Genomic DNA, 22,316 nt, shown 5'->3' on the forward strand with positions numbered 1-22,316 from the left:
TATATGTTGAAGACCGTAAACAGGTTTGCTGTCGCAAGTGCCTGTCTTTTAATGACTTCTTTGCCTGTACAGGCACATTTTCAATTGGTCTATACGCCAGAAGTCAATGTCACAAAACCGGGTGATCAACCGGTTAAACTGATCTTCTGGCACCCGTTTGAAAACGGGCATGTCATGGATATGGGTGAACCGCTTGAGTTCTACGCGGTTCATCGCGGTGAAAAGATTGATTTAAAATCAACGCTTTCCCCGATTATTTTCACTGGATCTGAGAACTCGGCAGCCGCATATGACGGGACACTCACGCTTAAGCGCAGTGGCGATTACGTCATGGTTGTCGTACCGGCACCGTATTATGAAGAAAGCGAAGATCTTTATATTCAGCAGCTGACAAAGTCCTATGTGAACCGCAATGAAATTCCAACCGATTGGATGGAATCTCAGGGGCTTAAAACCGAAATTCTGCCTCTTAACCGACCGACGAATATCGTTGCGGGATCAACCTTTACCGGGCGGGTGTTAAGCGAAGGAAAACCTGCTACCGGTATCGAAGTCGAAATTGAATTCATGGCGGCTGAGCCAGATATGGCGACCAATTCACCAAAAACATCGACGGCATCTCCGATGCCCGGTGGTGCAATTGTCGCAATTTCCGATGAAAACGGTTATTTCACTTTTGGAATTCCCAAAGCAGGATTTTGGGGATTTGCAGCACTTGGCAGTGGCCCTGATGAAGAATTTCAGGGAAAAGAGCTTTCACAGGATGCTGTCCTGTGGGTTCGCGCCTATGATGTGAAATAGGCTTAGGGACAAAGATAAATGCATATCGTCGATGGGGCGCTGGCTCCTGAGGTTTTAATTGGTGGTGGTGTTCTTGCAGTTGCCGGGCTTGGGCTGGGCTTGCGAAAATTGCCGATCGACAAGATCCCGGCGACCGGGGTCTTGTCGGCAACGTTCTTTGTTGCTTCGCTTATTCATGTGCCTGTCGGTCCATCGAGTGTGCATTTGATCATGAGCGGTCTGGCCGGGCTTGTTCTTGGCTGGACTGCATTCCCTGCATTGTTCGTTGGATTGCTGTTGCAGGCAATATTCTTCGGGTTTGGTGGTCTTACCGTGCTTGGCGTTAATACGGTCAATATTGCCTTTCCGGCGGTGATTGCCGGTTTTGTATTCCGTTCGATGGTGGCACGCCGCAATCCGGCAGGGGCTACCATTTGGGGTGGTTTGGCCGGGGCATCTTCGATCGCGTTGACCACACTGTTTGTGGCAATTTCACTGATGCTAAGCGGTGACGCGTTTATTCCTGCTGCCAAACTTGTGTTCTTTGCCCATATTCCGGTCATGATTGTCGAAGGCCTGATTTCGGCCGCAGCGGTCTATTTGATCGTCAAGGTAAAGCCGGAATTGCTGATGCCTGCTGATCAGATGTCGGGGGTCACGTTGGCAATTTCGACTGCAGGTACGAAGCAGGCAAGCGAGGTCAATAATGGCTAGGCTGTTTGCAACTGTCCTTCTGGCCGGGCTGGTGCTTGGGGCAGGGCATGCGCATGCCCACAAGGTCATTGCGTCGGTCTTTCCTAGTGGATCAAACGTCGAAGGCGAGATTGGCTTTTCCAACGGCGACATGGCCGCAGATACGCTGGTCGAGGTTTTTGATCCTCAGGGCAATAAAATCGATGAAGTCAAAACCGATGCAGATGGCTTTTTCGTTTACACGCCAAATCAGAAGATCGATTTGGTATTTCGTGCTGATCTTGGGGCGGGACATGTGGCCGAGGCGATGTTTGCCATTGCTGATCTTTCGGACATAGACACGCTTGACGAAAGTGTATCGCAATCTTCGAGTAGTGATGCACAGGCTGCTTTGGCGACCAATGGAAATAGCAGTGGCAACAAAGCGATTTCGCAAGAACAGGAAGAACTGATCGCTGCAATTGTCCGGGACGAATTGCGGCCACTTCGCCGTGAAATCACCGCCTATAAAGAAAAGAACGATCTTCAATCGATTCTTGGGGGTATTGGCTATATATTCGGGTTCTTCGGGATCGCGTATTACATTGCCGCACGACGTTTGAGAGCCAAAGCAACCAAACCATGAGCCATCTATTCGGGCATGACCAACCATTAAGCGTACAGGGAAGTGGCGATCAGGCTTCATCCTTTGTCGGATCATTTGATCCACGTGTACGCGTGGTTGCAGCAGGCCTGTTTGCTATCATGGTGGTGAGTCTTCATCAGATTGAATTTGCGCTGGGTGCTTTTGCGCTGGCCATTGGGACCGTGTTTTTGACCGACCTTCCGCTGCGTTTGACGTTAAAGCGCATGGCGGCGATGGATGGCTTCATCATTGTTATGCTGGTGATGTTGCCCTTTACAACGCCCGGGACACCGATGTTTTCGATTTTCGGGGCGGATGCTAGTCAGGAGGGGCTTCATCACGCCATCCTGATCGGCATTCGGGCCAATGCCGTTGTGTTGATGATGCTAAGCCTGCTTTCGGGCCTGACACCTGTGGCGTTGGGGCATACATTGTATCGGCTGCGTTGCCCGGCTGCTCTTGTGCATTTGATGATGTTTACGGTGCGCTATATTTCAGTTCTGCATGACGAATATCATCGTTTGCGTATGGCGATGAAGCTGCGTGGGTTTAAGGCGCGTAATACTATTCATACCTATCGCTCGTTCGGCTATTTGTTTGGCATGTTGCTGGTGCGGTCGCTGGAACGTGCTGAACGCGTGCTTGAAGCCATGAAATGTCGTGGCTTTAGTGGCCATTTCCCGATGATTGATCATTTGATTTTCCGCCCGCGCGACGGTGTACTTGCCGTGGCATTTTTCCTGCTGGTAACCATGCTTGTCGTTATGGATCGTGCTTATGTCTTCGCTTATTGAATTAAACGACATTTCCTATGGATATCGGGCAGGACAAAGTGTTCTTGATCGCGTGAGCTTGGCGCTTGATCAACAAGAACGCCTGTTTGTTACCGGTCCGAATGGCGCAGGTAAAAGTACTTTGCTGCGCATCCTTGTTGGTCTGATTAAGCCACATGGCGGCGAGATAACGGCATTTGGAAAATCTTGCGTCACGGATGCAGATTTTCATGATTTGCGGTGTAGGGTGGGGTTTATTGTTCAGGACCCGGATGATCAGCTTTTCTGCCCGACAGTTGTCGAAGACATTGCATTTGGTCCGCTGAACTTGGGTGCCAGCCGTGAAGAAGCATTGGTGATTGTCGATGAAGTTCTTGATCAACTTCATCTCAAACACCTTCGCGAACGCATCACCCACGAATTGTCCGGTGGTGAAAAACGGTTGGTGTCCGTTGCTGCCGTTCTTGCGATGAAGCCGGATGTATTATTGCTTGATGAGCCGACAAACGCGCTTGATGAAGAGAACATGCAGCGGCTTGAAGAGATTTTGCTTGAACTACCGCAAGCCATGATCCTGATATCTCATGATCCACATTTCCGGCGTAAACTGGCAACCCGGACAATTGAATTGCGTGGTGGCAAGATCAAAGAGGGTGAAATGAAAAAATCTACGACCTCTGATAATTTCAGTCATGGATCAGAACAGCATGCGCAATCTCTTGCTTCACTTTGATCGTTCGCACATTTAGTAATACCTCTGAAACGCAGTCCGGATGACGTCAAATATGTCACCGTTTTCCATATCAGCCTTTCGCCATTTATTTGCCGCCCAGACCACATCCCTGATCGGGACTGGTTTGACGACAGTTGCCTTGTCGCTGCTGGCCTATGACCTTGCCGGCGAGGATGCGGGGCGGGTTCTGGGTTCTGTGCTGGTTCTAAAAATGGTGGCCTATCTAATCATAGCACCAGTCGCGGGCGGGATGGCACATTTGCTGCCAAGACGGGTATGGTTAGTTGGGCTTGATGTCTTGCGGGCTGTGATTGTTCTGTGTCTGCCATTCGTTGACCAGATATGGCAGATCTTTGTTTTAGTGTTTGTCGTCAACGCTGCGTCAGCGGCCTTTACGCCGGTCTTTCAGGCCATCATTCCCGAAATCCTCGAAGACGAAAAGGCATATACCAAGGGGCTTTCGTATGCCCGGTTGGCCTATGATCTGGAAAACCTTGTCAGTCCGGCATTGGCGGCAGGACTTCTTTTCGTTTGGTCGTTTGACAGTTTGTTCTTGGCAAATAGTGCGACATTTGTGCTGTCCGCGATTTTGATAGTGACAGCCGTTTTACCCAAGGCAGCACCGATCGACAGGGATGGCGGGCTTTATGCCAACACGTTGTTTGGCGTGGTGGCGTATTTGAAAACACCACGGCTTCGCGGATTGTTGGCCGTCTACTTTGCTGTGTCATGTGTCGGGGCGATGATCATCGTCAATACAGTGGTTTTGACTCGTGGGGTGCTGGGCGGCAGTGCACTTATGACGACGGCGTTTTTGGCATGCGCTGGCGGCGGATCGATGTTGGCGGCCTTTCTGATCCCACGTGTGATTGACAGGATTGGTGAACGGCGCCTGATGATGATGGGGATTGTCAGTGCGGCGATGGCAATGGTGTTTGGTGCGGTGCTAATGGGTGCTGAATGGCACCATGTTGCTGCGTTTGGCGTGTTATGGGCAATTGCCGGTGCCGGAAGCACATTTGCGCAAACACCCGGTGGTCGTTTGGTTCAAAGATCTGCCGGGGCAGGTGATCGCTCAGCCTTCTTTGCGGCGAACTTCGCGCTTTCGCATGCGGGGTGGTTGATTGCCTATGGCATTGTGGGTTGGTTGGGAAGTTTGGCCGGGCTTTCCTATGCATTTATGGCATCAGGTGGGTTGGCGTTTGTTGGTTTAATTGCTGCCCATTTCATGTGGCCGCGGCAAGACCCGCTTGAAATTCGTCATAGCCATCCGGGAATTTGGCATGACCATCCCCATGGGCATGATGATCCGCACCATGTTCATGTCCATGATGGACAGGCTGGTACGGAACCTGCGCAAGAGAGTGGTAAAGACCATAACCACGATCACGGAGATCACAATCATCGCCATCAGCACTATCACCCGCCAGTCGAACATAAGCATCGGTTCGTGATTGATAGCCATCATACAAGATGGCCGGTAGAAGGCAGTGAAAAGGTCTGAGCTGTTTCTATTCTGTCCGTCTTGACGGATGGGGCGCTGTCAGCGGGCGACTTGTCGCCGTGCAACTACCCAGGCACAAATGCCGAAAATACCAATAATCACGCCAATTCCGCCCAGAATGTCTGACATTCGCACATCATTTCGATAGGAATTCACTTCCTGACGCAATGGGCCGATCTGCCTTGCAACAGCACGGTTGATCAAGCCTGTCAGCTCATCTTTTGAAAGGCTGTTCAGATCCAATTCGGTGCTGTCGAGTGTTTTTGGGGTGGTGCTAGCAGGACTTTTTGAACCCTGATCAGGAAGGGTTGTTTCAAGTTTGCTTACCGTAATCTGATCATTTGCCCCCGGGCGTGGTAGGTTTTCAGAAAATTCGTTCTCATAGATTTTGAATTCTGCGATATGACCATCGTGGGTGTCGGTAAAGACGACATAGTCTGTCCGGTGACTGACACGAAGGGCAAAGCTTCCCTGGTCATCTGCGGTTGTCGCGAAAATCGTTTGACCCGTTTTGTCGTGTAATTCGATATTGGCATTCTGTGCGCGCGTTCCGCCAGTGAAATAGGCGTAACCTTCAATGGTATCCCCATCACTCATCGCAAAAACATTCAGGTTGTGCGCCTGTGCGGTGCCAAGTGGTGCGGCACATAACAGTATGAAAAACATCAGAAGTTTACGGGGAAGCACAGCCATGGTTTGAAGCCAGTTTGGTTTAATCGCAAAGGGATCGGAACGCCGGGACGGATAAGGACGGGCAGGCCGCTTTCCAACCCGTCCGTTGAAATCAATTCATGGGGTCGGTCTTAACCCACAGAACGCCACCACGTTCGACGGGAACCTGTTTGTCAGTTTCTGGGGCCGCCATGGTACCATCTTCGATCAGCGCAGCAAAAACCCACCAGCCGTCCTTGGGCATTGCATAGTGGAAAATGCCATTGGCATCGGCCTTAATGACCTGTGTTGCAAAGGTCGCATTGGGAAGAGTGATGCTACCGTCATTGGCATACTCAACTTCAATTTCTGCGAACGGAACGGCTGTGCCGTTGTGACGTACCATTCCCGAAAACATATTGCCGGTCCAAATGCCGTATGGACGGGTCAGCGGTTCAATTTCAACAGGGAAACCAACCATCTGATCCCAGTCTTCACCGGAATCATAGGCATCGATAATGGTCTTGGTGTATTGAATAATATATTTGCCTTCAGCCGGTTCGAAGTAAGGAGCCGGTTCGATATAAAAGGCGTAACCACCCGGCGCCTTTACTGTTACTTCGGCATCAAAGGCGGCGTGATCGTCGACCGTCCTTGGGCTAAGCGCGCCCAAAAGGTCGGTCTTTACCCCATCATATTGCATGCCAAATTGAAGCGGCTCAGCCATGTCCATCGCCGGTCCATTGGTCATCGGATGGGTGAATGTCACATCAAAGGTGATCTTCCGCCCGGTATCCTGATCGACGACATTGGTTGATGGGATCAGTTTCTGAAAATGGGCCTGTGCCGTTGCCGTGAAGGATGCGGCGATCACAAGAGACAGGGATACCTTTGAAAATAGTCCGGTGACGAGGGACATTGATGGTCCTTTATTCTGGATTTTTGCATGGAAGCCTAGGTTTGCCCAAAGCACGTTACTGATTTAAATGATTTCATACAAAAAATCAAAAAGTATGATATCATCCGTTACTCAAATTGATGACGGATGAAATTGTTTTGCGTTAATGTTCAAAGAGGTAGGACCAAAAAGACAGGGAGTGGGCGGGTATGGATATTGTTTACGTCTCGGCGGATGGAGCAGATCACTGGATTGATGCCCATCTAAGGTCAACAACCACGTTGGATAAAGCAATTGCATGGAGCCAACCGGGGCAGATCATCCGCATGATCGCGGGTGACTATCGCTTTGAGCATCCTCTACGGTTTCCCCGAAACGGAACTCTTGAAAACCCGATTATTGTTCGCGGGGAAACGGGGGTTGTGATTGACGGGGCAAAACAACCCGACATGACGGTGTCTGCAAGTAATCCTAGGCGTGATGGATTTGCGGTATTTCAATTGATTGATGTTGCCCATATTCAGATCGAACAACTAAGCATCACCCGTGCATGGCCCAGTGCAATTTATATCGAGAACAGCCATACCTTATCCTTCAAGCAACTAGGCATCACCGAGGGAACTTATGCGTTTTACGCAAACGGTTTGCAAAGTGAACGGATTTCCATCGTGGAATGTCGCTGGGTTCAGGATCAGAGTATGTGGCGCACAATCCGGTGGGACGAAATCCATGACGGAAAAGACAATGATGGTAACGTCATCAAGGTCAAATACCGTTATCTCAACGGGGCGTTTTTTGGTGCGGATGACATTGCTGGTGACATCGAATTGGCAAGGAACGACATCCGGGATTGTTATAACGGGGTGCGGATGGATGTCTCGGAAGAAAATCTTGATGCGCCGGTCGGAACCTATAACCGTGATGTGAGAATCCTTGATAATCAATTCAGCTATATCCGCGATAATCCAGTCGAGCCCGAAGCAACGGCACTTGGTTGGTGGATTGGCCGGAACCGGTTCTATAATTGCCACAAACTTTTCTCACAGGATGGTGTGCGTGGTGGGTTTTGGTATTATTTCTCAAACATTTGCTGGTTTGATAGCCGACCTGGACCAGAAGGTGATGAATATAACGGCGGGGCCGTTTTCAAATTGGGAAAAGGCGGGAAGATTGCGCAACCCGACTACATATCGGTTTGTCTGAACAATAGCTTTTTCCTACGCCAAAAATACATAAAGAAGGGGACAACGCGTGGATTGATCAATGCGCGCAATGCTATCGAGCACGCTGATCCAGCATCTCTACCAGAAGATTTGATGCCGTTAGACCAGACTTTCTTTGGCGATGAGAAGGAGCTGAATCTTTCTGCGACACCGCCCTTGCCGGTGAAGTTCACCGGCGACCTTGCCAATCACGATACATATCCAGCGGTCTTTGATCGATATGATGATGTCTTAATCGACCCGCGCTCAGCGATTGGCCCAGTGTTCGTTGATGGATTAGCCGGAAATTTTGATCTGCGGATGGAATATCAAGTGGGTTATCAGAATGATATCATCATACCAATGCCCGATGGCAATGTATGGGTAAGTCCTGCTTGTTATTGGCCTGGTGCAATCACAAATGGGCGAGTTATTGACGGACCGGATTATGTTCCTGTTGACCTTAATTATGTCCGGTCATTGCCCGTGCCAACGGATTGAAACGACGTGATCGTAATATTGCTAATTGGGTGTTTTAAGGTGACGTAAGCGTAAATATGTTGACTGAAATGTCCGAATGTTGCGATGTTGTTCCATTATAGTCATCAAACAAGAAAAACCATGAACGACAAGCTTTACAGTATCACCGAGTTGGCCGAAGAGTTCGACATCACGCCGCGTGCGATCCGGTTCTATGAGACCAAAAACCTTCTTGCCCCGCAGCGCGCCGGTGCGACGCGGGTTTACAACTATCGTGACCGTGCGCGCCTGATGCTGGTTCTACGCGGCAAGCGGCTTGGCTTTTCACTGGAAGACATAAAAGAATATATCGACCTTTACGATGCAGACCGTACGCGCACCGAACAATTGGCACATTTGATGGTGGTTGGTCGTCGCAGGATCGCAGAGCTTGAGCAGCAGCTTGAGGACGTTCAGACCACTTTGGGGGAGCTTCGAAAAATCGAGAACGAAGCCGCGGTTAGCCTGCGTGAAAGTGGCATTGACCCTGAAAAGGCTGTTGCCGATATCCGGGCTAAACTGGTTGCAGAAAGCGTTTGATAGCCTAGGCGATGTTTACATTTAGGATTCTCATTTAGCCGAGAATATGATTTTAGCCGAGAATATGATTCAAGCTTCTGGCTGTATGGAGGTCAGCCTGAATGGATCGACAGGAACTAAGTGATGCGCTTTGCGATCGGATGGCTCCACTGTTACCGGGCAAAGCAACAGACCTCGGACGCACGGGACAGGATAACCGCCTGTTCGTGGAGGAGGTCCTGTAGCTGGCGCGCTCAGGAGCACATTGGCCTGTTCTGCCCAAGGAGTTTGGCCGCTGGCACACGGTCTACCAGCGTTTCAATCGCTGGTGTCGCAAAGGGGTTTGGGAGAACCTTTTCAAAGCGTTGAGCGATGATGCCGACTTTGAGTATATCCTGGTCGACAGTACCATCATGCGCGCCCATCAGCACAGTGCAGGTGCCCCAAAAAAAGCGATCAATCCGAAGATCGGTTTGAAGCTCACGCACTGGGACGGTCCAAAGGTGGACTGAGCACCAAAGTCCATGCAGCCACCGATGCCTTGGGCAATTCAGTACGTTTCATCCTGACGGGTGGTGAGCGCAACGACATCACCCAAATCGAAGGTCTTCTCGAAGGTTTGAAGGCAAATTATGTGCTGGCGGACAAAGGTTATGACGGCCAACGCGCCATGAACGCTATCCCCACGACCGGAGAAAAACCTGTCGTACCCCGCCGAACCACAACAGCACAATGGCGGCCTTTCGACCGAGAACTCTACAAAGAGCGCAATATGATTGAACGTTTCTTCAGCAAGATCAAAAACTTCAGACGTATTGCAACCCGTTACGGCAAACTTGCCAGAAACTATATGGGGTTCCTGAACCTCGTCGCCGCGCTCAAATGTTGTCAATGAATGTAAACACCTCCTAGTCAATGGTCTTGCCCAGTTCACCCGCAATTTCCTGAATGAATTGCCAAGCAACACGACCAGAACGGCTACCACGGGTAACTGTCCATTCTTTGGCCCGTGCGTGCAATTCTTCTATTGGTAAGTCCAGTTTGAACTCTTTTGCATACCCTTCGATAATTTCGAAATAAACGTCTTGCGAAATGTTGTGGAATCCAAGCCACAAGCCAAAACGGTCTGAAAGCGATACCTTTTCTTCGACGGCTTCGGATGGGTTGATTGCCGTGGACCGCTCGTTTTCGATCATGTCGCGTGCCATCAGATGGCGACGGTTTGACGTGGCATAAAAGATAACGTTCTTCGGGCGACCTTCAATGCCACCTTCAAGAACAGCCTTTAGCGACTTATAGCTTTCATCTTGCATATCAAACGATAGATCATCACAGAAAAGAACTGTCTTTCGACCGCTTTCCTGCAAGATATGCAAAAGCTCGGGCAGGCTTGGAATATCTTCCCGATGAATTTCGACCAATGCCAAGGCTGCGGGGCGTTCCAAGTTGATCTTGGCATGCATGGCCTTGACAATCGAACTCTTGCCGGTACCACGTGCGCCCCACAAAAGGGCGTTGTTGGCCGGCAGGCCATCGGTAAATCGTTTGGTATTGTTATAAAGAATTTCTTTTTGCTGGCCGATTCCCTGCAACAGGCTGATATCAATGCGATTAACATTGCGTACGGGCTGCAGGTAACTGGTCTCAGCCTGCCAGACGAAAGCATCCGCAGCACTCAGGTCGTTTTCGGTGCGCGCAGGTGGAGCCATGCGCTCAAGTGCGGTCGCAATTCTTTCAAATGTCGGCAATAAGTTATCAAAATCGGTATTCATTGAAGCCTCTTGGATGTTTCTTATTCTTGGGTGACATGGGCTAGGGACGGGGTGAGTTGTTTTACTGTTTCACCCCATGATGGCCGGAAAGCTAGCATATCGAGGATAGAATAGAACAGCTTGTTGACGGTTCTTGAGGCTAACACAGGGTGAACGAAGCCACACAGGACGTTATTTTCCTGTGAAAAATCCGGTTCGTCCTTGCTTTGACGTAGCACCCCGTTATATTCCGGCAGTTGATATTTTTTGTTCTGAGGAATTAGGAGTTCCTAATGTTTATTTCGACGGCTTACGCTCAGGCCGCTGGTGGTGCAGACGGTGCAGGCGCACTGATGCAGTTCGCGCCACTTATCCTGATTTTCGTTGTTTTCTATTTCCTGCTTATCCGTCCTCAGCAGAAAAAACAGAAAGAACATAAAGCAATGCTCGGGGCGATCCGCCGTGGCGACAAAATTGTCACTGCTGGTGGCCTGATCGGCACCGTTGCCAAAGTAATTGGTGATGATGAGCTGTCGGTCGAGATTGCTGATGGTGTCAAAGTTAAAGTGGCACGCGGTATGGTTTCGTCGGTGCTGTCGAAAACCGAACCGGCCAAAAGTGATACCAAAGACGATAAAGAAGAAGACGAAGAAGAGACCAAAAAAGATTGATCTCTTCGCGCTAAGTAAGGCGGGGCATATGGCTCCGCCTTCTTGCATTTTACCGGTGGCCTGAAGCGGTACAAAATACCCGTAGTTCCAATGATCTTGGAGCCAGACCAAGGTTGACCCAGACAGATCCGGTCAAAAAACACATGCTTTATTTTACAAAATGGAAAGTAGCACTGGTCCTTCTGGTGTGTGCTTTGGGCGTAGTTTACGCCGCGCCAAACTTCCTGCCCTCGTCAATTCTACCGACAGGTTCTAGCTATTTGCCGAGCAAACAAGTCAGCCTTGGCTTGGACCTTCGTGGTGGTTCGCACATGCTGCTTGAGGTGGATACCGATAGCGTCTTGCGTGAACGATATGACGCATTGGCTGACACCATTCGTACCGAACTTCGCAAAGAGCAGATTCGCAATCGCCCACGCGAAGCTTCTTCAAATGGTGCTGAGATTACTGTTCTCAAACCTGAGGATGTTGAAAAGTCCCTTGAGATTGCGCGTGCGGCTGAGCCGAACACCGATGTAAGCAATGATGGGAACAACATCTTTGTTTCCTATAACGATCTTGCGCGTAAGGAACTGATCGACCGTGCAATTGCACAGTCGCTTGAAGTTGTCCGACGTCGTGTTGATGAACTTGGAACGACCGAACCGTCGATCCAGCGTCAGGGCGAAAACCGCATGGTTGTTCAGGTTCCCGGGCTTGATGACCCATCGCGCTTACGTGCGATCCTGGGGCGTACAGCAAAGATGAACTTCCATCTGGTCAATGCCGAAAAAACGGCTGCTGATGCGCGTGCAACGGGGCTTCCACCAGGAACCATGATCCTGCCATCGGCAGATGAAGGTGACAAAGCGGCTGGAATTCGTGAATATCTGATTGACCGTCGTGTTGTGGTTTCAGGCGATAACCTTGTTGATTCTCAACCCACATTTAGCGATGGCCGTCCCGTCGTTTCATTCCGCTTTGATGCAGCCGGCGGTGCACGCTTTGGCGATGTCACTAGTAAGAGTGCAGGTCGTGGACTGGCGATTGTTCTTGATGGCGAGGTGATTTCTGCACCCCGCATCAATGAGCCAATCCTTGGTGGTAACGGTATCATCACTGGTCAGTTCAGCGTTCAGGAAGCCAACGATCTTTCGTTGTTGCTGCGTGCAGGTGCATTGCCTGCGCCGATGCAAATCCTTGAAGAACGTTCTGTTGGTCCCGGCCTTGGTCAGGATTCAGTGGAGGCAGGTGAAATTGCTGCTGTACTCGGTCTTGTCTTTGTTATTGCCTTTATGGTGATCAGCTATGGCCGCTTTGGCGTCTATGCTGACATCGCATTGATGATGAACCTGATCCTTGTGTTGGCGGTGATGTCTGTTCTCCAGGCAACGCTTACCTTGCCGGGTATTGCAGGTATCGTTCTGACGGTTGGTATGGCCGTTGACGCAAACGTTCTGATATTTGAGCGGATTCGTGAAGAACGAAGTAATGGTCGGACGATCATTAATGCGATTGATGCCGGGTATCGAAGTGCAATGTCGACCATTCTTGATGCCAACATCACCACGCTGATTGCTGCACTTGTACTGTTTAGCTTCGGTTCTGGCCCGATCAAGGGCTTTGCCGTGACGCTGGCAATTGGCATTATCACATCCATGTTCTCGGCGATTTGGTTGACCCGTCTGCTTATTGCAGCCTGGGTGAAGCGCAGTCGTCCGACTGAGCTGGTACTTTGAGGAAGGGAACAGGGAAGATATGAAACCTTTGCATCTTATCCCGGAAGACGTGAACATCCCGTTCCTCAAATTCCGGAAAATCTTCTATATCGTATCCTTGGTGATGGTGTTGGCATCTGTTGGCTTATTCTTCACCAAGGGGCTGAATTTCGGGATCGATTTCCGCGGGGGTATCCTTGTTGAAATCAAGACCAATGGCCCCGCAGATATCAACGGATTGCGTGACAATCTTGGAAGTCTTGGTCTTGGCGATATTTCGATTCAGGAATTTGGTGAACCAGACGATATCCTGATCCAGCTACAACGCCAAGACGGTGATGAAAAAGCCCAGATGACGGCATTGGCGCAGCTTACAGAAGCCCTTGGCGAAGATGTGACCATCCGTCGTAGTGAACTGGTCGGCCCGAAAGTTGGTGGCGAGCTTAAAGAAGCCGGATTTTATTCCGTCGTGATCTCGCTTCTTTTGATCATGATCTATATCTGGTTCCGGTTCGAATGGCAGTTTGCCGTCGCATCGGTGGTCGCACTTCTGCATGACGTTCTGATCACCATCGGATTTTTTGTTATCACGGGTGTTCAGTTCGATTTGGCTACACTGGCGGCGGTTTTGACGGTTGCGGGCTATTCCATCAACGATACAGTTGTTGTGTTTGACCGTATCCGCGAATATCTCCGAAAGTTCCGTAAAATGGAAATTCCGGATCTTCTGGATCTTTCGATCAATTCGACCCTGTCGCGTACGACCATGACATCACTCACCACATTGTTGGCGTTGATTGCATTGTTTGCGTTTGGTGGCGAAGCGATCCGTGGTTTCACGATGGCCCTGATCTTTGGCATCGTGATCGGGACCTATTCGTCGATTTGCGTGGCTTCTCCGCTTTTGGTTGTCTTGCGTCTTAAACGTAAAATCCCAGAAGCCGAGGAAGGCAAGGAAGTCGAAGCCTGATCAGTTAGGCTACTTGAACAAATCTTTAAAAGAGGCCGGACTTGACTACCAACAAGTCCGGCCTTTTACCTTTTAATTCCGTCACCATTTTCGGCTGTTCTCTGCCGGTATTGATGTCCTTTAAAATCTGGTTTCTGCCCCATGAAACTCGGTATAGATGCAAGTAATCCTAACCACGCCAATCTAAAGGGAAGCCTTTGGATGATGGCGGCAATGATCACCTTTGCCGTTGAAGATGCGTTGGTTAAAGCTGTTTCGGAAACGCACCCGGTTGGGCAGGTCCTTATTCTATTCGGTTTTGGCGGTGCAATTTTGTTCGCAATTGTCGCGCGCTCTCAGGGGCAATCCCTGCTGAACCGAGACGTTTTGTCCAAAACCATGTATATCCGGGTTGTTTTTGAAGTTGTCGGGCGCTTGTTTTACGTGCTTGCACTTGCTCTTACGCCGCTTTCGTCAACCACGGCTATTCTTCAGGCAACACCGCTTATTGTGGTTCTTGGCGCAGCAGTACTTTTTGGCGAAAAAGTCGGATGGCGAAGGTGGACTGCGATCCTGATTGGTTTGCTCGGCGTTTTGATCATTCTTCGCCCAACCACCGACAGCTTTTCCGCTTTGTCCTTGCTTGCCGTAATCGGTACGATTGGCTTTGCTGCGCGTGATCTAGCGAGCCGTGCTGCACCGCTTTCACTCAGTACATCAATTCTGGGATTCTATGGTTTCGTTGCAATTATCATAGCCGGTTTGTTGTTTTCTGTTTGGGATGAAAAATCGTTCACTTGGCTCGACGGAAGAAGCGTTCTCTATTTTCTGGGGGCAATCCTGATGGGCGCGTGTGCCTATGCGGCTCTAATGAAAGCGATGCGCAGCGGTGATGTTTCGGCCGTCACACCCTTCAGATATTCGCGATTGCTGTTTGGTATTGCCCTGGGTATGACCGTATTCGGAGAAGAGCCGGACATGATGATGCTGTTAGGATGTGGTATCGTGGTTACTTCCGGTTTGTTCATTCTCTGGCGTGGAAAAGCTGTAACGGAAAATGTCGATCTTCTCTGATATGTCAATCAGGCTTCGGAAAGCTTAAGAAGCATCTAAATGGAGGAAACATGTCTCTTGAAGTAAGTACAATGGCAGTCGAGGGCCAAAAACTGGTAACCAGTTATGGAGATGGTCTGTTTCGGTTTGGCGAAGATACCGTCGTAGGGTCAGTTTTGTTGTTTCCAGATTCCGTTTATACTTGGAACGTGAAATCTGTTGATGACATCACTTTGAATTCGTTCGAGCGCATCATTGAAGCCGCCGAAACCACCGACATTCTTTTGTTGGGCATGGGGAAACGGCTAACCCAGATTCCAATGGAATGGCGACAGGCTTTGAGAGAACATGGGATAGTTATCGAACCGATGGATACCGGTGCAGCTTGTCGAACCTATAACGTTCTTGTCGCAGAAGCCCGCCGCGTGGCAGCAGCCCTGATAGCGGTTTGATTGTTTTATTGGCTAAAGAAACCCTGTAATTGCTGACGAACCTGTTTGACACTGGCAAATAATGCAGCCGGTCCAGGGGGATATTCCGCTGGAAATGAATCGCCACATAAAAACAGGTTCTTCCACGGTGGGCGCAGTCGATGTCGAAATGCTGCAAGCCCGGGGCTAAATTCGGGGAAGGGGGCCTCGGTATCAATGAAGCGGAAATTGGGATAATCAACATCTTGATTATTCTGAGAACGCGCTTGCAGGTCCATATTCAAATATTGATCACATAACCAAACACAGCGTTTCCAAATGCGTTCGGCAAATTGATCAATTGTTCCGTCAGGCGGTAGGTGGAAACTGCTGTTCAAACTGACTTGGATATGGCGGCGGCTACAATAAATTGCCCGGACAATATCGTCGCTGATCAACAAGCACCGCGGTTCCGCGAAGGAGCGTTTTAATTCAAACGCCATGGTTTGGCGGCGTGCCGGGGCAGGTGGAATGCCGATATCTGGGACGGTATTGCATAAAGGGCGCGGATGAAGTGCCAAAACGACCGCATCGTTGGGTTTCAGGACGATTTGCGTGTCATCATCAAACAAGAGATCCGTCGCATATTCTGATGTGCTGTCGATATCGCCCAGCTTGGTATAGGCGTTAATTTTCCCGCCAGAAGTGATAAACCGTTCCCGAAGTGTCGGTAGGGCGATGTCGTTTAAAATGATCGGGTCGATCGCCGAAAATACTGGATCATGCGACTTTGAAATAAGGGATCGAAGATTGGGTGCAAGGACGCGTGCAAGTAGCGCGCTCGAACAGCGATGAGCAGGCATCGAAAATAATACTTCGGCAAGAACCGCCAAAGCGTCCCGATGATATGTACCAGGCTTGTTTGCTTGCTCATCAGTATCGAAATCACTGGGAAAGGATGAGTTTCCAGCCCGTATTTCTTCGCTCGCAAACCGTTGATGCCAAAGATTGATCGCGGTGATGGTTCGTAGAACAAACCCAAGTCTGCGTGCGACCAGTGCGTGTGCTATGCCATGATCAAGCTTTATGACAGCCGGTTTGCGTCGTCCGCGTTTCAGGCCCATGACGCAATGTGCTGAGCGGATCAGTTTTGTTGGAATTTCAGGAAATCGGGCGAAATAATCTGCAACCAGTCCCTCTGGATCGTAAAAGATTTCTGGTTCGGCTGTCTTATGGCTTTTAGGGGCCGTTTGCATGCCACGGGTCCAGCGGCTTTCAAATGGCTCGGCCTCGTCATACAAAGCAACATCAACACCATCTTCTGCCATCACTGTTGCAAGGGCAGCACCTGCCAAGCCGCCACCAATTACATGTAATCGCCCGGACGTGAAGGATGCCATATGCCTGCGCCATTTTAATTGTTATACAAAGGCCAGAAATGCTTAGCTGCACGCTATAGTTTCGCGAATATCAGAAAATAACCTTAACAGCAGAATACGTTACAAGCCATGGATGAAATTACTACCGAACTCGACAGCCTGAATGAAGAAGTCATCGGTCAAATGAATACCTGGATCGACATGCTTGGCGGCGGTGATGTTGGTAGATGGACTGGCGCCGTTTTGGTGCTTATCGTTTTCTTTATTTTCAAGCGTGTTCTTGTCCGCGGTGCCATTGGTCTCTTGGGTCGAATTGCACATCAGCGGTCGCAAAGTATGATCGCCAACGTACTTGATGCCTTTGCCTTGCCGCTTCAGGCACTCGTGATGCTGTTGGGTATCTATTTAGCGATCGAATTGCTTGAATTTCCTATTGGTATTGATAGCGCACTTATAGAGATCATTGCTGTTGCCGCGTCGTTCTGTCTTTTCTGGGCATTCTTTCGGGCGGTTGAACCTGTTGGCGTTTCATTTAACCGGTTTATCGGGAGGTTTGGTGCCGGGCTTGGGGATGATCTTCGGCAGTTCTTCATTCGCGGGGTGAAAACCCTGATCGTTGTTATTGGTGGGGTGATCTTTCTTGAAAACTGGGGCATTGATGTCTCAGCGTTCTTGGGTGGTCTTGGCCTTGCCGGGATGGCGGTTGCGCTTGCAGCCAAGGATTCTGTTGCCAACATCTTTGGTGGGCTGACCATCTTTGCAGACAATCTTTACAAACGTGGTGACTGGATCGAAACACCGCATTTTGAAGGTACGGTTGAGGTTGTCGGCCTGCGTGCTACAAAGGTTCGCACCTTTGCCAAGGCACTGGTGACCATGCCCAACGCGCAGATTGTTGATTCGCCCGTGATCAACTGGTCACGCATGACCCATCGACGCATTAAAATGGTCATTGGCCTTGAATATCGAACAACGGCCAAGCAGATGGAAACCATCGTCGAGAATCTGCGCAGTTTCTTGCGGGATGACGATGATGTCGCCCAAACCGACGTTGTTCAAATGGTGCATCTGTCTGATTTTGGGGCAAGTTCGATCAATATTGATCTGTATTATTTTACCGCCACAACGGATTGGGTTGTCTGGCGCGAAATCCGCAATCGCCACATCATCGCATTTAAACGCATTGTCGAAGAGGAGGGCGCTGCCTTTGCCTTCCCGTCGCAATCGCTATATGTCGAAACCATGCCGGAAATGACATCCATCCCGAACGACGATCAATCTCGCACACGTCAGATCGGATAAGTAAGAATGACTGATACGCCAAAACTTTCCTACTGTGCTGACTTTGTTCGTCGTAATGATCGAGACCGTTTTTTATGCGCACTGTTTGCAGCACCGGAAAAACGAGAACATCTTTTCACGTTATATGCCTTTAACCAGGAAGTTTCGAAAACCCGTGAAATGGTTAGTAATGTCATGCTGGGGCATATCCGCCTGCAGTGGTGGCAGGATACCCTGACAGAGCTGGCAGGGGGCACAGTTCGCAAGCATGAGGTTGTCGAACCGATGGCGGAACTTCTGCAAACAGGTTTGCTTTCGATATCGGACCTTGAAGCTTTGGTTGCCGCGCGTGAGTTTGATCTGGAAGACCGCCAACCGGCCAATCAACAGGAACTTGATCAGTATATCGACCAAACATCGGGGCAACTTTCCGTGTTTGCAGCGCGTCTTCTTGGTGCGACGGGCGAAGACGCAGAACATGCGGCACGTCTTGCGGGTAATGCCTATGGGCTGGTCGGGATCATGCGTGCGATGGTGTTTCATGGACGTGGTAAAAGGCTTTATTTGCCCAAGGATCGCATGGAACATCACAGCGTTGGGCAAAGCGATATCTTTGAGTTTCGTAAAAAGGATGAAGTGCGTGCTTTAGCCCGTGAACTGGCGGAACTTGCACGTGACCGTATAAGTGAAGCGCGTAAGCACCGTGCAGCTTTGCCTAAAAATGCACATACTGCCGCTTTGCCAGTTGTTCTGGCCGATGGATATCTTCGTAAACTGGCAAAGGCCAAGTTTGATCCGTTTTCTGCCGAGTTTGGCCTTGCCCGACCAGCGAGCTTGCGATTGACGTTAAATGGTTTGTTGAAGCGATATTGAGCGTGCGGATTTTGGCGACACTGGATATCGCGAAAATATCATCTACATTAATGATAAAGCATAAGACAGCTGTGATCAGGACGTGTTAGCGTGATAACGCTTTGATTACACGGCGCAACATCGGTTTAAACACCGAAGGTGAGGATCCAAATGGCACATCCGAATGACAAGTTTGGAAAGCATTGGTTGCAGAATCTGATTTTCGTGGGACTGATCTGTTTGGTCGGGCTGTCTTCCCGAATTGGTCAGGCGGAAAGCATTGATCCATTTGTTGGTATGTATCACGGTGAAACGATTGAACATGCCGAGGGCGAACTTCAGGCGCGTGACCTTGACGTGGTCATTGATAAAACTGAACGGGGTTTTGTCGTTGACTGGTCAACCGTCATTCATAAGCCAGATGGCCGTGAAAAGAACGTTTCACTGAATATCGAATTTTATTCGACCGAGCGCCCTGATATCTATGGTAGTGCAATGCGTTCGGGCCTGTTTGGCAAACGCATTCCAAATGACCCGTTAAAGGGTGAGCCATTCTTTTGGGCGCGTATTGTTGATAAAACCCTGACCATCCATGCGCTTTATATCACTGATGAAGGTGGTTACGAGATGCAGGTATATGAGCGTAATCTTGACGATGATGGTAACATGGATTTGGTGTTTAGACGTTTCCGAGACGGTGAACAAATTCGGGATGTTACCGGGAAACTGACACGTCAGCCCAAAACCTATCCCTGATCACAGCAACTACGATACAGAACAGAAAAACCCGCATCTTTTGATGCGGGTTTTGTCATTTTGTCAGGCTGCTGAGATTGCACTCAGCCATTCATCAAACAGTGGAATGGCGCGATCTGTATAAAGTTTCTTGCGATCACGGCCTTTAACACGTTTGGTGAGTTCCAGATCAGGGAACAGTCCGAAATTCACATTCATCGGTTGGAATGTGCTTTCATCGGCACCACCCGTGATGTGGTTAAGGAGGGCTCCCATGGCTGTGGCCAGTGGCGGGGCAGGCAGCGTCTTACCAGCTTTTTCAGCAGCGGTGAAACGCCCGACCATAAGACCAACAGCCGCACTTTCGACATAGCCCTCACAACCCGTGATCTGTCCCGCAAAGCGCAAGTCAGATCGCGATTTCAAGCGAAGGGTGCCATCAAGAAGACGAGGAGAATTCAAGAAAGTATTGCGATGGATGCCGCCAAGGCGGGCAAATTCGGCTTTTTCCAGCCCCGGAATGATGCGCAAAACATCCGCCTGGGCCCCGTATTTCAGTTTCGTCTGGAAACCGACCATGTTGTAAAGCGTGCCCAGAGCATTATCTTGGCGAAGCTGTACGATTGCCCGTGGCTTGTTGGTCGGGTCATGCGGGTTGGTCAGGCCGACCGGTTTCATCGGGCCGTGGCGCAGCGTTTCGCGACCACGTTCAGCCATAACTTCAATTGGAAGGCAGCCGTCAAAGTACGGGGTGTCTTTTTCCCATTCCTTGAATTCGGTCTTGTCGCCTTCGATCAAAGCATCAATGAAGGTGTTGTATTGCGCTTCATTCATTGGGCAATTGATATAGTCCTTGCCATCGCCCTTGTCATATCGCGACTGGAACCATGCTTTATCGAAATCAATGCTTTCTTTGTAGATGATTGGCGCGATGGCATCAAAGAAGGCAAGGCTTTCTTCGCCGGTTTCCGAACGGATTGCTTCGGCAAGCGGGCCTGATGTCAACGGACCCGTTGCGATGATGGTCTGTTCCCATTCTTGGGGTGGCAGACCATCAATTTCACCGCGTTCCATCGTGATCAACGGATGGTTTTCAAGCGCCTCGGTCACAGCTTGCGAGAAACCTTCGCGATCAACAGCAAGCGCACCACCAGCAGGTACTTTATGTTGATCCGCACAGCGCATGATGATCGATCCTGCACGACGCATTTCATCGTGGATCAAGCCAACCGCGTTATATTCTTTGTCGTCAGATCGGAAGGAGTTCGAACAGACCAATTCGGCGCACTTATCTGTATGGTGCGCATCTGTCGGACGTACCGGGCGCATCTCATGCAGGATGACAGGAACACCGGCCTCGGCAAGCTGCCAAGCGGCTTCACTGCCGGCCAGACCGGCACCAATAATATGAACAGGTTTTGCCGTATTCACGTATGCGAACTCCTCGCGCAGAATGTGTTTTAAATCTTGGCACACACATAGCGGTGCAATGGACCCGATTTCAAGTCAATTACGCACAATTTGTCTGAGACAGGGCCATAAGCCGATAAAATTTCACAATGCCACAGATAGTACGTCTTATATGCCAGAGCCGTTCTGTCCCTCACACGAGAAGATGGCACATCATATGAGCTACCCGCATCACCCATATGGCTATGAACCTACCCATTGCCCGGTCATCGGTCTGGTGCCGCGTCGGCGGCAATTGCGTGAAGTGATATGTGATGCAGATACTCGCGAACCTGCCAAGGACGAGGGACCTGAGCCGCACGAGGTAAAAGAACGCAGACTTGGCTTCCCGTTCGGGAACTCTGGTGAAGGCGTATTTAGTCCGGCAGATATCGAAAGCATGATCGAATATGTTGTTGCCACCCGTCAGGGATGGCGCGCATCACTTGTCATGCGCGCATTCTTGCGTTGGTGGCGTGATGGCAGCGGACAACCAGAAGCCCAATCAGAGAGAAAGAATTCCGATGCCGTTCTTATGCTTCTGGCCTTAAATCAGGGCAGAGATGGATTTGTGCAAGGGTATCTGCATGATCTCGTGCATGAACAAAAAGACGTTCCTAAACCGGTCCCGGATGGTAATCCGATGGAGACATCCTTTAACAAAAGTCTTCGGATTGCAGCCCTTGCATTGGCTTTGTCGCCAATCGTTTTGATATTTGCGGTTCTATTGTTTGTACAAGTTGACAACATCATCAGTGCCGGAAGCGGCAAGATATTCGGGTTCAGCTATGATCTGTTGTTCTTTGTCGGCAGCTTCGGGGCAATTGGCGCGCTGACCAGCATGATGATGCGGCTTGGCAAAGATACGCCATGGGATGAAATGGAACCGGCATCAGTGTTCTTTAACTTCCTTTTCCGGCCATGTATGGGGTTCTGTTTTGCGCTTGTTGTGCTTTTGGCCTTGCGCGCGGGCATTTTGCCAATTCCGTTGGATGAATTGCACAATCTTGATGACCTAGATCAGATCAGTAATTCTGCGGCAGCCGGACAGCAAATTTCCATCGTTCTGGTGTTTGCATTTTTGTCTGGTTTCAGTGAACGGCTTAGCACGGCCTTGGTCAAGCGGGTCGAAAACAGGGTGACCAACTCCGGATAGGAAAAGCGGGGCAGCGTGATACTGCCCCGCAGATGT

General features: G+C 50.0%; 22 protein-coding genes and 1 pseudogene. 18 read left to right on the forward strand and 5 right to left on the reverse strand.

What is annotated here, in order from left to right; genetic code table 11:
* The first annotated feature begins 3 nt into the window (after positions 1-3).
* The 6 genes from ACQ0MK_RS06600 to ACQ0MK_RS06625 are packed head-to-tail and all read left to right on the forward strand — an operon-like array spanning position 4 to position 5,108.
* Positions 4-801 (forward strand): DUF4198 domain-containing protein, encoded by a 798-nt coding sequence (locus tag ACQ0MK_RS06600; protein ID WP_430475348.1) that lies wholly within the window; start codon positions 4-6, stop codon positions 799-801.
* 18 nt (positions 802-819) lie between these two features.
* Complete coding sequence (gene cbiM / locus ACQ0MK_RS06605) at positions 820-1,494, forward strand: cobalt transporter CbiM (protein ID WP_430475349.1); 675 nt, start codon at positions 820-822, stop codon at positions 1,492-1,494.
* Positions 1,487-2,098, forward strand: a complete 612-nt coding sequence (locus ACQ0MK_RS06610) for a cobalt ABC transporter permease (RefSeq protein WP_430475350.1) — start codon at positions 1,487-1,489, stop codon at positions 2,096-2,098. Before cbiM ends, ACQ0MK_RS06610 begins: the two co-directional genes overlap by 8 nt.
* The gene (cbiQ, locus tag ACQ0MK_RS06615; protein WP_430475351.1) at positions 2,095-2,892 is read left to right on the forward strand and encodes a cobalt ECF transporter T component CbiQ; all 798 of its coding nucleotides are present in this window, start codon (positions 2,095-2,097) and stop codon (positions 2,890-2,892) included. Before ACQ0MK_RS06610 ends, cbiQ begins: the two co-directional genes overlap by 4 nt.
* Positions 2,876-3,604, forward strand: a complete 729-nt coding sequence (locus ACQ0MK_RS06620; protein ID WP_430475352.1) for an energy-coupling factor ABC transporter ATP-binding protein — start codon at positions 2,876-2,878, stop codon at positions 3,602-3,604. The genes cbiQ and ACQ0MK_RS06620 overlap by 17 nt, the downstream gene beginning before the upstream one ends.
* A 52-nt stretch (positions 3,605-3,656) precedes the next feature.
* A complete protein-coding gene (locus ACQ0MK_RS06625) occupies positions 3,657-5,108 on the forward strand; it encodes an MFS transporter (RefSeq protein ID WP_430475353.1) in 1,452 nt (483 codons plus the stop codon).
* Positions 5,109-5,147: 39 nt separating this feature from the next.
* On the opposite strand, the gene ACQ0MK_RS06630 is transcribed toward ACQ0MK_RS06625, so the two are convergent.
* Both ACQ0MK_RS06630 and ACQ0MK_RS06635 read right to left on the reverse strand, forming a co-directional pair.
* Complete coding sequence (locus ACQ0MK_RS06630; RefSeq protein ID WP_430475354.1) at positions 5,148-5,801, reverse strand: hypothetical protein; 654 nt, start codon at positions 5,799-5,801, stop codon at positions 5,148-5,150.
* Between the two features lie 91 nt (positions 5,802-5,892).
* Entirely contained in the window at positions 5,893-6,678 is a 786-nt protein-coding gene (locus ACQ0MK_RS06635; protein ID WP_430475355.1) for a DUF4198 domain-containing protein, read from the reverse strand.
* 188 nt (positions 6,679-6,866) lie between these two features.
* Here ACQ0MK_RS06635 and ACQ0MK_RS06640 point away from each other — a divergent pair, with 188 nt between their 5' ends.
* The 3 genes and pseudogenes from ACQ0MK_RS06640 to ACQ0MK_RS06650 all read left to right on the forward strand — a co-directional run bounded on the left by ACQ0MK_RS06640 (position 6,867) and on the right by ACQ0MK_RS06650 (position 9,792).
* Positions 6,867-8,360, forward strand: a complete 1,494-nt coding sequence (locus tag ACQ0MK_RS06640) for a hypothetical protein (protein ID WP_430475356.1) — start codon at positions 6,867-6,869, stop codon at positions 8,358-8,360.
* Between the two features lie 120 nt (positions 8,361-8,480).
* A complete protein-coding gene (locus tag ACQ0MK_RS06645; RefSeq protein ID WP_430475357.1) occupies positions 8,481-8,918 on the forward strand; it encodes a MerR family transcriptional regulator in 438 nt (145 codons plus the stop codon).
* 101 nt (positions 8,919-9,019) lie between these two features.
* Positions 9,020-9,792: pseudogene (locus tag ACQ0MK_RS06650) on the forward strand (IS5 family transposase).
* A gap of 13 nt (positions 9,793-9,805) precedes the next feature.
* Here ACQ0MK_RS06650 and ACQ0MK_RS06655 read toward each other — a convergent pair.
* Positions 9,806-10,669: an ATP-binding protein gene (locus ACQ0MK_RS06655; RefSeq protein ID WP_430475358.1), complete on the reverse strand. Its 864-nt coding sequence runs from the start codon at positions 10,667-10,669 to the stop codon at positions 9,806-9,808.
* A 272-nt stretch (positions 10,670-10,941) separates the two neighbouring features.
* Here ACQ0MK_RS06655 and yajC point away from each other — a divergent pair, with 272 nt between their 5' ends.
* The 5 genes from yajC to ACQ0MK_RS06680 all read left to right on the forward strand — a co-directional run bounded on the left by yajC (position 10,942) and on the right by ACQ0MK_RS06680 (position 15,470).
* The gene (gene yajC, locus ACQ0MK_RS06660; protein ID WP_350041574.1) at positions 10,942-11,319 is read left to right on the forward strand and encodes a preprotein translocase subunit YajC; all 378 of its coding nucleotides are present in this window, start codon (positions 10,942-10,944) and stop codon (positions 11,317-11,319) included.
* Between the two features lie 143 nt (positions 11,320-11,462).
* Positions 11,463-13,037, forward strand: coding sequence for a protein translocase subunit SecD (secD, locus tag ACQ0MK_RS06665; protein ID WP_430475359.1), 1,575 nt, complete (start codon positions 11,463-11,465; stop codon positions 13,035-13,037).
* A gap of 19 nt (positions 13,038-13,056) precedes the next feature.
* The gene (gene secF, locus ACQ0MK_RS06670) at positions 13,057-13,986 is read left to right on the forward strand and encodes a protein translocase subunit SecF (RefSeq protein WP_430475360.1); all 930 of its coding nucleotides are present in this window, start codon (positions 13,057-13,059) and stop codon (positions 13,984-13,986) included.
* Between the two features lie 141 nt (positions 13,987-14,127).
* A complete protein-coding gene (locus ACQ0MK_RS06675) occupies positions 14,128-15,039 on the forward strand; it encodes a DMT family transporter (RefSeq protein WP_430475361.1) in 912 nt (303 codons plus the stop codon).
* A gap of 50 nt (positions 15,040-15,089) precedes the next feature.
* The gene (locus tag ACQ0MK_RS06680; RefSeq protein ID WP_430475362.1) at positions 15,090-15,470 is read left to right on the forward strand and encodes an Mth938-like domain-containing protein; all 381 of its coding nucleotides are present in this window, start codon (positions 15,090-15,092) and stop codon (positions 15,468-15,470) included.
* Positions 15,471-15,475: 5 nt separating this feature from the next.
* Here the strand turns inward: ACQ0MK_RS06680 and ACQ0MK_RS06685 are convergent, their stop codons facing one another.
* Positions 15,476-16,828, reverse strand: coding sequence for an NAD(P)-binding protein (locus ACQ0MK_RS06685; protein ID WP_430475363.1), 1,353 nt, complete (start codon positions 16,826-16,828; stop codon positions 15,476-15,478).
* 108 nt (positions 16,829-16,936) lie between these two features.
* Here ACQ0MK_RS06685 and ACQ0MK_RS06690 point away from each other — a divergent pair, with 108 nt between their 5' ends.
* The 3 genes from ACQ0MK_RS06690 to ACQ0MK_RS06700 all read left to right on the forward strand — a co-directional run bounded on the left by ACQ0MK_RS06690 (position 16,937) and on the right by ACQ0MK_RS06700 (position 19,696).
* Complete coding sequence (locus tag ACQ0MK_RS06690; protein WP_430475364.1) at positions 16,937-18,109, forward strand: mechanosensitive ion channel family protein; 1,173 nt, start codon at positions 16,937-16,939, stop codon at positions 18,107-18,109.
* Between the two features lie 6 nt (positions 18,110-18,115).
* Positions 18,116-18,961 carry a phytoene/squalene synthase family protein gene (locus tag ACQ0MK_RS06695; RefSeq protein WP_430475365.1) on the forward strand — a complete coding sequence of 282 codons (846 nt, stop codon included), beginning with the start codon at positions 18,116-18,118 and terminating at the stop codon, positions 18,959-18,961.
* 150 nt (positions 18,962-19,111) lie between these two features.
* Positions 19,112-19,696 (forward strand): hypothetical protein, encoded by a 585-nt coding sequence (locus tag ACQ0MK_RS06700; RefSeq protein ID WP_430475366.1) that lies wholly within the window; start codon positions 19,112-19,114, stop codon positions 19,694-19,696.
* A 63-nt stretch (positions 19,697-19,759) separates the two neighbouring features.
* Here ACQ0MK_RS06700 and trmFO read toward each other — a convergent pair whose 3' ends face one another.
* Positions 19,760-21,106 (reverse strand): methylenetetrahydrofolate--tRNA-(uracil(54)-C(5))-methyltransferase (FADH(2)-oxidizing) TrmFO, encoded by a 1,347-nt coding sequence (gene trmFO / locus ACQ0MK_RS06705; protein ID WP_430475367.1) that lies wholly within the window; start codon positions 21,104-21,106, stop codon positions 19,760-19,762.
* A gap of 196 nt (positions 21,107-21,302) precedes the next feature.
* Here trmFO and ACQ0MK_RS06710 point away from each other — a divergent pair, with 196 nt between their 5' ends.
* Positions 21,303-22,280: a hypothetical protein gene (locus tag ACQ0MK_RS06710; protein ID WP_430475368.1), complete on the forward strand. Its 978-nt coding sequence runs from the start codon at positions 21,303-21,305 to the stop codon at positions 22,278-22,280.
* Positions 22,281-22,316 lie beyond the last annotated feature (36 nt).

It is taken from the genome of Thalassospira lucentensis, assembly GCF_050516545.1.
GTDB lineage: Bacteria > Pseudomonadota > Alphaproteobacteria > Rhodospirillales > Thalassospiraceae > Thalassospira > Thalassospira lucentensis_C.